Annotated in this window: 20 protein-coding genes; 8 read left to right on the top strand and 12 right to left on the bottom strand. The window is 43.8% G+C overall.

The annotated features are described in order from the left end of the window. Nucleotides 1-409: 409 nt before the first annotated feature. From QZZ36_RS12640 to QZZ36_RS12615, 7 genes are all read right to left on the bottom strand, one after another. The gene (locus tag QZZ36_RS12640; protein WP_295082337.1) at nucleotides 410-760 is read right to left on the bottom strand and encodes a thioredoxin family protein; all 351 of its coding nucleotides are present in this window, start codon (nucleotides 758-760) and stop codon (nucleotides 410-412) included. Nucleotides 761-772: 12 nt separating this feature from the next. After that, on the bottom strand, nucleotides 773-1,735 hold the full coding sequence (locus QZZ36_RS12635; protein WP_295082330.1) for a permease: 963 nt from the start codon (nucleotides 1,733-1,735) through the stop codon (nucleotides 773-775). A 35-nt stretch (nucleotides 1,736-1,770) separates the two neighbouring features. Further along, entirely contained in the window at nucleotides 1,771-2,214 is a 444-nt protein-coding gene (locus QZZ36_RS12630; RefSeq protein WP_295082325.1) for a C-GCAxxG-C-C family protein, read from the bottom strand. Nucleotides 2,215-2,288: 74 nt separating this feature from the next. Beyond that, a complete protein-coding gene (locus QZZ36_RS12625; protein ID WP_295082315.1) occupies nucleotides 2,289-2,597 on the bottom strand; it encodes a metalloregulator ArsR/SmtB family transcription factor in 309 nt (102 codons plus the stop codon). Between the two features lie 54 nt (nucleotides 2,598-2,651). Continuing rightward, nucleotides 2,652-2,819 carry a hypothetical protein gene (locus tag QZZ36_RS12620; RefSeq protein ID WP_295082312.1) on the bottom strand — a complete coding sequence of 56 codons (168 nt, stop codon included), beginning with the start codon at nucleotides 2,817-2,819 and terminating at the stop codon, nucleotides 2,652-2,654. Nucleotides 2,820-2,881: 62 nt separating this feature from the next. After that, complete coding sequence (locus QZZ36_RS12980) at nucleotides 2,882-3,124, bottom strand: aldo/keto reductase (protein WP_365686477.1); 243 nt, start codon at nucleotides 3,122-3,124, stop codon at nucleotides 2,882-2,884. 20 nt (nucleotides 3,125-3,144) lie between these two features. Continuing rightward, nucleotides 3,145-3,726, bottom strand: coding sequence for an aldo/keto reductase (locus tag QZZ36_RS12615; protein WP_365686475.1), 582 nt, complete (start codon nucleotides 3,724-3,726; stop codon nucleotides 3,145-3,147). A gap of 78 nt (nucleotides 3,727-3,804) precedes the next feature. Between QZZ36_RS12615 and QZZ36_RS12610 the strand changes: the two genes are divergently transcribed. The 3 genes from QZZ36_RS12610 to QZZ36_RS12600 all read left to right on the top strand — a co-directional run bounded on the left by QZZ36_RS12610 (nucleotide 3,805) and on the right by QZZ36_RS12600 (nucleotide 6,095). Further along, a complete protein-coding gene (locus QZZ36_RS12610; protein WP_295082305.1) occupies nucleotides 3,805-4,125 on the top strand; it encodes a hypothetical protein in 321 nt (106 codons plus the stop codon). Nucleotides 4,126-4,350: 225 nt separating this feature from the next. Further along, nucleotides 4,351-4,581 carry a hypothetical protein gene (locus tag QZZ36_RS12605; RefSeq protein ID WP_295082302.1) on the top strand — a complete coding sequence of 77 codons (231 nt, stop codon included), beginning with the start codon at nucleotides 4,351-4,353 and terminating at the stop codon, nucleotides 4,579-4,581. An 8-nt stretch (nucleotides 4,582-4,589) separates the two neighbouring features. Next, on the top strand, nucleotides 4,590-6,095 hold the full coding sequence (locus QZZ36_RS12600) for a serine hydrolase domain-containing protein (RefSeq protein WP_295082297.1): 1,506 nt from the start codon (nucleotides 4,590-4,592) through the stop codon (nucleotides 6,093-6,095). A 40-nt stretch (nucleotides 6,096-6,135) separates the two neighbouring features. Here the strand turns inward: QZZ36_RS12600 and QZZ36_RS12595 are convergent, their stop codons facing one another. Then, nucleotides 6,136-6,402, bottom strand: coding sequence for a hypothetical protein (locus QZZ36_RS12595; protein WP_028515138.1), 267 nt, complete (start codon nucleotides 6,400-6,402; stop codon nucleotides 6,136-6,138). 27 nt (nucleotides 6,403-6,429) lie between these two features. Beyond that, on the bottom strand, nucleotides 6,430-6,672 hold the full coding sequence (locus tag QZZ36_RS12975; RefSeq protein ID WP_365686470.1) for a GNAT family N-acetyltransferase: 243 nt from the start codon (nucleotides 6,670-6,672) through the stop codon (nucleotides 6,430-6,432). On the opposite strand from QZZ36_RS12975, the gene QZZ36_RS12590 reads away from it, so the two are divergent. The 3 genes from QZZ36_RS12590 to QZZ36_RS12580 all read left to right on the top strand — a co-directional run bounded on the left by QZZ36_RS12590 (nucleotide 6,644) and on the right by QZZ36_RS12580 (nucleotide 8,229). Next, complete coding sequence (locus tag QZZ36_RS12590; RefSeq protein ID WP_295082279.1) at nucleotides 6,644-7,003, top strand: hypothetical protein; 360 nt, start codon at nucleotides 6,644-6,646, stop codon at nucleotides 7,001-7,003. The two genes, QZZ36_RS12975 and QZZ36_RS12590, sit on opposite strands and share 29 nt — an antisense overlap. 96 nt (nucleotides 7,004-7,099) lie before the next feature. Continuing rightward, a complete protein-coding gene (locus tag QZZ36_RS12585) occupies nucleotides 7,100-7,825 on the top strand; it encodes a hypothetical protein (protein ID WP_295082270.1) in 726 nt (241 codons plus the stop codon). A gap of 14 nt (nucleotides 7,826-7,839) precedes the next feature. After that, the gene (locus tag QZZ36_RS12580) at nucleotides 7,840-8,229 is read left to right on the top strand and encodes a DUF5071 domain-containing protein (RefSeq protein WP_295082263.1); all 390 of its coding nucleotides are present in this window, start codon (nucleotides 7,840-7,842) and stop codon (nucleotides 8,227-8,229) included. Nucleotides 8,230-8,260: 31 nt separating this feature from the next. On the opposite strand, the gene spoVAE is transcribed toward QZZ36_RS12580, so the two are convergent. The 3 genes from spoVAE to QZZ36_RS12565 all read right to left on the bottom strand — a co-directional run bounded on the left by spoVAE (nucleotide 8,261) and on the right by QZZ36_RS12565 (nucleotide 9,895). Beyond that, nucleotides 8,261-8,623: a stage V sporulation protein AE gene (gene spoVAE, locus QZZ36_RS12575; RefSeq protein WP_295082260.1), complete on the bottom strand. Its 363-nt coding sequence runs from the start codon at nucleotides 8,621-8,623 to the stop codon at nucleotides 8,261-8,263. Between the two features lie 3 nt (nucleotides 8,624-8,626). Next, a complete protein-coding gene (locus QZZ36_RS12570; protein ID WP_295082250.1) occupies nucleotides 8,627-8,923 on the bottom strand; it encodes a hypothetical protein in 297 nt (98 codons plus the stop codon). A gap of 81 nt (nucleotides 8,924-9,004) precedes the next feature. Then, a complete protein-coding gene (locus QZZ36_RS12565; RefSeq protein ID WP_295082245.1) occupies nucleotides 9,005-9,895 on the bottom strand; it encodes a hypothetical protein in 891 nt (296 codons plus the stop codon). Between the two features lie 356 nt (nucleotides 9,896-10,251). Here QZZ36_RS12565 and QZZ36_RS12560 point away from each other — a divergent pair, with 356 nt between their 5' ends. Both QZZ36_RS12560 and QZZ36_RS12555 read left to right on the top strand, forming a co-directional pair. Beyond that, entirely contained in the window at nucleotides 10,252-10,581 is a 330-nt protein-coding gene (locus tag QZZ36_RS12560) for a DUF960 family protein (RefSeq protein WP_295082239.1), read from the top strand. Between the two features lie 126 nt (nucleotides 10,582-10,707). Next, nucleotides 10,708-11,307, top strand: coding sequence for a recombinase family protein (locus QZZ36_RS12555; protein WP_295082237.1), 600 nt, complete (start codon nucleotides 10,708-10,710; stop codon nucleotides 11,305-11,307). The last annotated feature ends 210 nt before the right edge of the window (nucleotides 11,308-11,517 follow it).

The following is an 11,517-nucleotide window of genomic DNA, read 5'->3' as shown; positions in this document are numbered from 1 at the left end:
ATATATTAGAGGATTTGAAGTGAAAGGGCTCCCGTTCTTTGTTGGTACTCTTTTCATTCCCCAGTTGGACTTTAAGGGAGACGGTTCTTATCGTATAATCAGATCGTATCTGAATGCCGTTTTATTCGGATGCAATGTGGAAATTCCTTGAATATATCAAAAGTGAAAGATAACAAATGATGATATGCGGGTACAGTAGCCTTGTATGTCAAGCAGGAACAGTTCAATGGAAAAAGGTCATGGCGGCAGACATTCCCACTAAAGGAAGTCGTTCTTTGAGATAAAAAAGAAAAGTGATATTTGAAATATCCGACCATGTCGAAGGGTTATATCATCAAAGCAGCTTAAACAAATATAAAAGCAGGAATATATATATGAAAGGCAGCCATTACGGCTGCCTTAAGTCTTGTCATTTACCTATAAGCTTCAATATCTCAGCTGGCTTCAGAGTTTTACCCGCAGAAACAATCTTCTCATTGACCACAAGTGCAGGCATTGACATTGCACCGTACTCCATGATCTTCTGCAAGTCTGTAACATACTCGACCTCGATTCCCATACCCTCCACAGCCTTGACTGTGTTATCGTAGAGCTGATGACAAGCTTTGCAGCCCGAACCGAGTACCTTGATACAGCAGATACCGTCAACAGATTCGCCGCAGCAAGTCGAAGCTGTTTCGCTTGCAGTCTGCTCTCCGCCGCAACAGCAGCAGGGAGTTTCCTCGTTCTTTTCTTCCTTTTTCTTACTGAATAACGCCATGATCTTTTCCTCCTAAATAATGTAATTTTGAATGAGATTAAAGAAGTACCCAACAAGGATAATTCCGACCGTACAAATAGCGATGAAAATGCCAAGCAGCTTAGGCTTTATTGCCTTTTTCAGCATTATCATCGACGGCAGCGAGAGCGTAATAACGCCCATCAAAAAAGCGATAACTACGCCGAGATTTGCTCCTTTTGCGACAAGCGCTTCTGCAATGGGGATACAGCCGAAAATATCTGCATACATCGGTATGCCGCAGATCGCAGCTATAATAACTCCGAAAGGATTTCCGGTGCCAAGAACGTTTACTATCCATTCCTCAGGTATCCAGTTGTGGATGATCGCTCCGATACCTACGCCTGCTATAATATAGGGCAGGACCTTCTTTGCCGTTTCCGCAACTTGCTCCCAGGCGTATTTCATTCTATCGCTCTTTGTCAGTTCATTTTGTGGAGTATCAATGCTCCTGCCGTTGCGGATAAACTCCTCCACCTGATCTTCAAGGTGCAGCTTTTCGATTAGAGTACCGCCTGCAACTGCGACAACAAGTCCCACTATCACATAGATAACGGCGACCTTCCAGCCGAATATGCTCATCAGCAGTACAAGCGAGCCAAGGTCAACCATCGGTGAGGATATAAGGAATGAAAACGTAACTCCAAGCGGAAGTCCTGCGCTTGTGAATCCCATAAACAGCGGTATTGAAGAACAGGAGCAGAACGGCGTAACTGTGCCAAGCAAAGCTGCAATACAGTTTGCGCCGATACCATGAAATCTGCCGAGTATCTTTTTTGTGCGTTCGGGCGGGAAATAGCTCTGTATATAGGTTATCACGAATATCAAAATGCCGAGAAGTACCATGATTTTTATCGTATCATAGATGAAGAATTGCAGGCTGCCGCTGAGCTTGCTTTCGGTATCAAGACCGCAGGCGTTCAACAGAGAGCCGATAAGCCTATTCAGCCATTTCATGCCGAAAACTTCATCCTGTATAAAGTCCCACACCCTTATTCATCACCTCCGAGCATTTCAGTCAGTATCTCTGCTGCTGTCCTTACCATTTCGGGACAGAGCGTTCTGAACAGACCGTTTGACCTCGCATAGTTTTTTCCTTCCTCAGTTCTGAGATCGCAGCCAAGAATGTCCCGGCAGATATACGAGCCCTTGCGCTTCTCAAACTCGTCAAGGAACTTAACAGCCATAGCTTTGCCTCTAGCACGGCTCTCGTCGTCGCTGAGGTCGAACTGTCCGTACTTCATTCCGAGAACCATGAGAGCTCCCGTACAAGCGCCGCAAACCTCACCCTTGCACATTCCTCCTCCGAAACAAGCGCCTATCTGAAACGCCTGCTTTTCGGTAATGCCGAACTGCTCCGCAAACGCAGCAAATACTGCCTGCGAGCACATATATCCATTCTCATAATACTGAACTGCTTTTGAAACATTATCCATTTTCTTTTCCTCCGATAGTTATATTTAGATATATCGATTTGTAGCTGCTGTTTAAAGCCGTATGGTAATACGGCTTATTTATTACAGCATTTACATTCGCTTTCAGTTACTGCCGTAATTTCTTTCAGGCAGTCCATAGCGATCTTAGCGCCTTCCTGCGAAATAGAGTAGTGCATCCACTTGCCCTCTTTTCTGCCGACCACAAGTCCGCTGTCGCAGAGTACCTTCATATGGTGAGAGAGTGTCGGTTGACTCAAATGAAGCTCCTCAAGGAGATGACAGGCGCATAGTTCGCCGTTTTGCAGGATTCTAAATATCTGCACTCTGTTTTCATCGCACAGGGCTTTGAATATCACAGTGATCTGCTTGTTTGAAAGCTCCACGTTCTCACCTCACATCGAAGATTTTCTATATTATATCATACACATAGAAAAATGTCAATATGTTTTTCTAAATTCTATTATAATCCCAATCCGTATCCTGCACCTACCCCTATTACCGCAGACTGCAGAATGATCTTGATCGGGTGTACCGTTCTCGTTGTAAGTGCCGATGATCAGCACGGGGTGCGGAGTGATGAAGCCCTTGTCAAGTGATTTTTTCATTGTAGTTAGCTCCTAAGTATTTTCACGGCTGAAATGCCGTCATTTGACTGATTATTCGGTTATCAAAAATCTATTTCGTCCGGATCAAGCCCCGAACCGCCGCAGTATTCCATAGCGTTTATAACCGCCATATCATCAGCGCCGATCTCAAAGCCGAAAACATCAATATTCTGCTGAATGCGGTTCGGTGTTACGGACTTTGGCAGAGGTATCACATCGTTCTGCAAGCACCAGCGGATACAGAGCTGTGCAACGGAAACACCGTACTTTTCTGCAATCGTTTTCAAAGTTTCGTTTTGAAGCATTTTGCCCGTTCCGAGAGGACTCACGCTTCAACGACTATCCCGTTTTCACGGCAGAATGTTACTGTTTCGGTCTGCATAAAGCCGGGGTGAAACTCTATCTGATTGACCATAGGTTTTATCTTGCTGTCAGCGATGAGAGCTTCAAGGTGGTGTGTCTTGAAATTGCTCACGCCTATTGCTTTGATCCTGCCCTGCTCATACAGATACTCAAAGGCTCTCCATGTATCGGCATTGATCTCGCGCCAGTTTGGGAACTGCTTTGCGTTCGCTGTCCAATGGATAAGATACAAGTCGAGATAATCAAGCTGAAGATCGGCAAGCGTTTTCTCAAAAGCAGCAATGGTCTTGTCGTATTCGCGCTCTGTGTTCCACAGCTTGCTTGTGATGAACAGTCTGCTTCTGTCATATCCCGACTCTTTCAGAGCCTTGCCGATACTCTTTTCGTTTCCGTAAACAGCGGCACAGTCAAGGTGTGTGTACCCGTCGCTCAGAGCTTCCTTTACGGCAGCGACAGCCGTCGCATCGTCGGGCGTTTGCCATGTTCCGAAGCCTACCGACGGTATCTCATATCCGTTTGCGAGCTTTACAGTTTTGTTCCGCATGATTCATTCCTCCGTATCATTTTCAATGTCTTTTATCTTCCTTGCAGGCACACCACCCACAACGCAGTTATCGGGAATATGGGTTATGCTTCAAACATAATATCCAATGAACAGCGTTGCTTCATATACGCTTGTGGTGGAGAGAATCTCACAGCATGGGATATTTTACCAAGACTTGAGTACCTTCTCAATGCAGAAGATTTACACTCTTACTGTGATGCCATTAGGAAAAATCCTGGTGACCGAGTTCGTGTCAGTGAACTTCAAAAATATATTGAGACAGAACATCCTGGCTTGATAGAAGAATGGCTCGAAGAATACTTCGAAGATCCATCTGGATACTTGGAAGACTGTGCTCAGAGAGTATACGAAGATATCTTGAATAGACTTGACGGTTGATTATATAATTATTCTAGTCAACTGCTATTATAGGCTATCCCTATGAAGAAATGGGGGTAGCCTATTTGTTACGATAAACGTTCTATCAGCTGCCCTTTATGGGCAGCATTTCAATTAGCTACACATGGTCTATTTGCCTTGACTAATAGAGGTTAGTATGCTAAAATTAATTAGTAACAACATTGGCTGCATAAGCAGCAACAGAAAGGAATATAGGCATAGATAATGGAACAGAGAGAGATTATTGACAGAGATACCTATAAGAAGATCAAGAAGATGAACCGTGAGGAGCTTACAAACTTCATTCTCAAGTATGGTGATGAGCTGCTCGGAGACCAAGGCAAAACCATTGATCTCCCGGCTCTTGAGGCAGAACTCAGTAAGATCAAAGGTATCGGCGGTAAGCGCCTTGAGGAGATAATGACTGTTGTCGAGAAATTTTTGGATGTTGAATAGAGGAAAATATGAAGCTAATATTGAAAATGTTGCAAAAGGCAGTTATTGTAGTAACAGTACTGTCTCTTATCATAAGCACATCGATCACAGCATATGCGTCGGAGATAGACTCAGTTCTGAATGACGCAGAATGGACTTCTTACGTTGAGCGTTCCATTGAAATAGATAAAACTCCCGGACTTGCAGTTGTAGCAGTCAAAGGTTCAGATGTAGGTTTCAAGAACTGGGGATATGCCAATATTAAGGATAAAACTCCCATGACCGAAGATACTCTTGTACATATCGGCTCATGTTCAAAAGCGTTTACAGCGTTGGCTGTACTGCTATTACAAGAAGAAGGAAAGCTCTCTATAGATGACAGTGTTTCTAAGTATATCCCTTGGTGGCATGTTACATATCAGGAACAGGATGCAGATATAAAGATATGGCACCTTTTGAATCATTGTTCAGGCATACCTAATGCAGCGACAATGGCTGAATATCCTATCAGGACTGATGCAGATGAAGAAGAAATAGCTCATATTGCTGAAAACCTTGAACTGAAGTATCCTCCCGGGGAAACTTTTGAATATTGTAATCTTGGTTATTGCATCCTTGCGTATCTTGTTGAAACTGTAAGCGGTGTTTCCTTTGACGAATATATTGTAAAAGAGATAATGCAGCCTATAGGTATGACACACAGCGGTTATGATCTGCCCGTAGCACAGGGATATTTATACTTCTGGAATACACTTAAACCTTACAATGATCTTCATGCAAAAGGTATTGAAGGCGAAGGGTATGCAGTAACAACTGCTTCAGACATGGCTTTATGGCTGAAGGCGCAGATGGGAAAGCTTGATCTTACCGATAAGCTGGCAAACGCTATTGCTGCATCTCACGAAATAATCGAAGCGCATTATCCAAGTGACGGAATAAGAAGTGACTCATCTGACAGCAGTTATTTCAACGGCTGGTATATCTCAGATGACGGGATAATTGAACACGGAGGCTGGAATCCGACTTATAAGGCTCAGGTAATAATAGATCTAGCCAAAGAAACAGCCGTTTTTACAGATTGCAATTCTACGGCAAATACTCAATGGTATGCAATGAGAAGCTGCTTTGGAAAGCTGACCGGTCACAGCGAATATACCGATATAGTGAAGTGTGATATGTTGATAATCGACATCATTGCGTCTGTTATTTCAATCGCAGTTGCGGTAATAATGCTCTTTGCGCTGATAATGCTTCTTACGCAGAAAAAGCGGTTAACTAAGAAAAAAAGTTCTCCGAAAAAGGAAAAAGTCCTGCTTTGTGCAAGGCTTGTATTATTGATACCGCTGCTTTTCCTTTCAGTATCACTGCCATATATCCTTGGTGCAGTGATGGGATATCCTGGGTTTGGATATCAAAAGGTCTGGGCATGGGGCGGTCAGTCGGCTGTCGTTATGGGGCTGATGCTCGATGTATTGTTCATATTACTGATCATTACAAGTATTAAGCGATATATCATCAAAAGGCGCAACAGCTGAATTATCAGACTTGGAGACCGTCCGTTTAAGAATACTCGAATCAGTTTTCTCCGTTTTTCTTATTTTCTTTCATAGTGATTTCATTCATTACATTGTCCTGATGTGCTTCTATGGCTAATAAAATCAGTAGGATGGCAAAAATAATTCCTGATACCGCCCATACGCAAAAAGCTATTATCCTAAACTGAAAGACGTATAACAGTATGCCTATAAGGCTCAGGATGCCAATGCATTTAAGCATCTTTGTACCCGGCTCCAGCATATTCAATTTATGCTTATATCTTTTTTCTTCGCCCAGTTTTTTCATTGTCATCTCCTGTAAATCAGAATATATCTATTTATGCAGAACGCAGTTATATCGAAAAGCTGCCCCATCGGGGTATTCAACGACGATTCTCTCATCTGAAAAGCCGCATTTTCGGTAGAAACCGATTGAATCGTCATCCGTTTGAGCTTTGACGCTTTCCAGATTCTCCGATTTCATTACACATTGTATCAGTTGTTTTCCAATTCCTTTACGGCGGGCGTTATCGGATACGGCTATTCCGATGATTTCAGCAGTATCTTCTAAAAGCATTAGGACCATCATGCCCATTTTCATGCCGCGATTCATGGTAGTAGATTCCGATACTGTAGCGCAGCCGTTTTCAATAACCTACGCTACCCGGGTATATGAGGGAGTTTCATGCTGGGACGCGCCTCATGCTATACTTCCCGTCAGGGGCAGCAGCGGCGGACAGGTAACGACAGTGGATATAAGTCTCGGCAGGTCTATGCTTTACGAAAACGACGAGATAACCTTTACGGGAACGTCAGTAACTATCCCGACCTACAGCGGAAGGAACGTCCTCGACGTTGATTCCTGGGTGAAGCCGTCGGAGGTCTATATCAAGTATATGGGCACCTGACCCTTATTGACACAGCATACTGAATGATGTATAATAAAACTGAACAGGGCGGCGATTCTGCCGCCCTTACTCAAAACAGAAAGGAACGCAGCACACATGAAACAACATGGCAGCAATGATGAAACAACAAAACCGACAAAACGAAAAGGAAAAAAGCTGATAATACTTATTGCCGCAGCAATTGCAGTCTGCATATGCGCTGTATACGGAGCATTCAGTTTTTCACGAGTTCACACTCTCCCGAAATGCGGGATAATTGTAAAGTGCGACGGATTTAAGCTTTACTATGAAAAAGAGGAGCTTTCACCTGTAAAACGCTTCATGCTGAGATTTAAGAAGGGCGATAAAGTCGCGGAATTCAGCGGTGAGGATATCGAATGGTACAAGCTTAAAGGTTCCGACGATATAAAAACTCTCATTCGCAAAAAAGACAATGAATATGAAAAGTGCGACTTCACTAACTATTATATCGAAGACAACGGCAGTATTGATATGAAATGGCTGCTGAAAAACGTCTTTTCCATCAGCTCGGGAAAGGATATCCTCGGCGTGACTGTTGACGGCAGCTCCGTAAAGACTGATGAAGCCATAAAGGATAAACTCTACAGTGACCTTTTGTCTCTGCATTTTCCGCATACCGACGAAGAAAAAACAGTCATGGAAAGAATGTATCCAAGCTCTGACATCAGGAAAATAAGCATCAGGGTCAAAAACAAAACACTTAACTTCGTCCTTTATCCCTATGACAGATATCTCAAGCTTGACGAGGGCGGAGTTTATTCGCTGTTTACCGTGCTTTCCGATGATTATTCATTCAATTGAGAACGGAGTGAAAAATGGATATAAGAGCGCTTGTTCCGAAGGACAAATATGATATCACGGTGATATCAGAGCTGAAAAAGCTCTCAGATACCGAAATAGAGCCCATAATCCCCGGGCTTCTTGAATGGATACAGGACATGGACTGGCCTGTTGCAGGGGATACAGCGGAGATACTTTCCGTACACAGCAAAGTGACCGCCCTGTTTATCCCGAAGCTTCTGAGACCCGAACAGACTGACGATATATGGAAGTTCAACATAATCACTTATCTGCTGAAAAGGAACAGGAGCTTTTCCGAAAACGCTCTTATAACGGCAGAAGTCGAGCGTATCGCAGTTTCACCCACAAAAGGCGAGCAGCTGGAAGACGTTGATAAAGCGGCAAAAAGTTACCTGTATGAATAAGACTTTGCCGTCAGCGACAAGCTGCCCCTGCTCACATCTTGTCCTTCTGTTTGAATATCAGCGAAGCGGCAAGACCGAACAGCAGAGCCGCAGTGACTCCGCCTGACGCCGCAGTAAGTCCGCCCGTGAATATACCGAGAAAGCCGTCGCTTGCGATGGCTTTTTTTATGCCCTCTGCAAGGAGGTGTCCGAAGCTCGTAAGGGGAACGGTCGCTCCTGCACCTGCGAACTCCGCAAGTGGTTTGTAAAGTCCGACAGCAGAGAGGATAACTCCTGCCACCACAAATCCTGTGAGTATCCTTGCGGGAGTGAGCTTTGTAAAGTCGATAAGGAGCTGTCCTGCGGCGCACAGAGCTCCGCCGACGATGAATGCTTTTAATATATCTGTGAGCATGATTCAGTCCTTTCTGAGGTGTACAAGGTGCGATATGGAGGGAATGCTCTCCCCCTGCTGGAGCGACATGGGCGACATAAGGGCTCCCGTAGCTGCAAACAGTATATCATGGACCTCTTCCCGTTCAAACATGGGGAGAAAATGTCCGCAGAGCACGCTTGCTCCGCAGCCGCAGCCCGAACCTCCGCAGTGAGTGTCCTGCGTTTCAGCGTCGAATATCATAGCTCCGCAGTCACGGTGACGGGAAGTTATATCCACTCCCTGTTTCAGCAGGAAATCAAGGAGAAGACGGCTTCCCACTGTTCCCAGGTCTCCTGTTACGATGAGGTCATAGTCCCCGGGGGAAGTCCCCTCGCTGGACTATCTGTATCATTTTACATTTTAATCCCATCCGTCATATTTCATATTTACCCACTTAATATTCTGACGTTTCCCGGGCTTTTTCCCTTTCAGCAGGAAATATTGCAGTATTACCTCCAACACCTGCATATCACGACAAAGCATATACTCAGGATATTCACTGGAATAAAGCTGAACCTTTCTTCGTGAGGTCGCTCCGCTGCGGTAACTCTGGTAACCGCCCATTTGTGAGGTGCCTGCATCATAGTTGATAATACAGCAGCCATCCTCAAACAGCACGCTGATCATATTCAGCTCTCTGTGTCTTATCCATACCTCTGCAAGCTGCTGAGAAGATATACCTTCTCTGATCTCTGTAATAAGATCGTTACACAGTTTTTCGTTGATCTCAGGTAAAATACGCACATCTGCACTGCCGTTGCGCATAACAAAACGGACTATATTTCTGCCTTCGGGCAGATCTTCAATCGGAGTTAAATTACTTATCTCAGGCTTTTCGTTTGTGTTATCCGAGATCTTGTAAATATACAGATACAGCTGCGGATAAGGAGTGTCTGAGCGATCGTTTTCAGGATCGCAGACTGCTTCGTATCCTTCCAGTTCTGTTACCGCCTCTTTGCAGCGCTGTGCATCTTCTTTCTGGATATCTGTGCAAAAATATGTATTTGAGGCAAAAATGTTAATGCCATGTGCTGTCAGACTCTGTACGGGATTTGAGGTAATGCCAACATAACATTGTCCTTCGATAACAAGAATAACAGGTGAAGTTATGGGCTTTGCATTCTGTACGACCTCTGCCGTTTGATACTCATATCTGTTCTTTTCAAGCTCAATGCTAAGCTGTCTCCGAACATAAGAAACCACCTTTTCAACGCTGTGTCCGTAATAATTTCCGCAGTCTCTGAATATCATGCTATTTCCTCCTGTCTGTGTTATAGGGATTCAAATATATTTACTGCTTACTATACATATTATACACTGCACAGTAGCCCAAAGTCAAGGAAACAAGTGTTTTCAAGCATCTTTGGAATAACACTAGGTACTATAGGCAAATTAGCTCTCACAACAATCCCTTGATGCTCCACAAATTCCTATTATTTAGAAATCTGATATATATATATAATTACTATAAGTAATTCATTTTTTTCAAAAAAGGCCTTTAGACGTATCTGAAGGCCTTTCCTCCTATTATTTTGATTTTTCATATATACATTATTACTATGAGTATGCTTGCGTGTACTCACAGTAATGCGAAAGGAGGATCAAAAATGTTTGACAACAGCCGATATCTCACCTGTGGTGTAGACAGCAATATCCCATTGGAACTGCAGCTGTTTCTATGGGAATGTGTTGAGCGTATGCCTGCTCCGAAGGACTATTTACAGGTTTACTTTAATATGCATGAGGAGATACTTCTCGCCTACTGCGGTTGCTATGGTGTTGACAGTGCAGATGTAGAGCTCTTACTGGAATACGGCTACACCTGCGACGAGATTGAGGAAATGCCTTCAGATCACAGCCTGCTCCGAGAAGCACTCAGGGATGTAAAGTATATGTGCGGTGAAGATGTTTATGAGAGTTACTGCGGAGCTTTTTAAGTCTCAAAAAGTTTACTTTATTGGACACCTAGAAATTGACCCAAAAAAATGTACATAAAAGTCCCATTTGGACTTTATGGACGTCCACAAAGCAACACCCACATTTTTGGACAAATTGGAGGTAATATGGACAACAGAATCTATGGATACGCCCGAGTATCTACCCGGGATCAGAATGAAGACAGACAGATTGAAGCTCTCACCATGTTTGGCGTACCTAAGCAAAACATTATCATCGACAAGGCTTCTGGTAAAGATACCGAACGTGAGGGCTACCAGTATCTAAAACGTCAGATACTCCGTAAAGGCGATACCATTGTTATCAAGGAACTGGACAGGCTCAGTCGTAACAAAGCTGATATAAAGCGAGAATTAGAAGAGTTCAAGGGTATGGGAATCCGTGTAAAGATACTGGATATCCCTACAACGCTCACTGACTTTCCGCCGGAGCAGGCATGGGTACTTGAAATGATCAATGCTATACTCATAGAGGTACTTGGAGCAATAGCCGAGAATGAGCGTAATAAGATACGCGCTCGTCAACGTGAAGGCATTGAAGCTGCAAAGAAGAAAAATGTCCGCTTTGGACGTCCACCTAAATCTCTACCTCAAAATTGGCAGCAGATAATAGCTGATGTCCACAGCGGAAACAAAAAGCCTGTAGAAGCAATACGGCAATTAGGTATATCCCGCTCTTACTTCTACAAGCTGTACAGCGACAATTGATAGATGTAGCCTCCTTAAATGAGGAGGCTACTTTTTTCTTAGAAGGGATTAGAGATACTGATGAAGCCAATCAGGCATATTGGGAACAGCGTCAGATTTCGTATCAAAGCTGTGTTTTTATCCGATTCATTCATATGCATCACGCTCCGATCTCAAACAGACTGTATCGTATAGAGGTACTTTCCGTCCTCCAATTTTGAAATCCGGATA

Source organism: Ruminococcus sp., from assembly GCF_016287535.1.
Classification (GTDB): domain Bacteria; phylum Bacillota; class Clostridia; order Oscillospirales; family Ruminococcaceae; genus Ruminococcus.
Note: the sequence above shows the minus strand (reverse complement) of the source record. Positions and strands in the feature narration are given on the sequence as shown.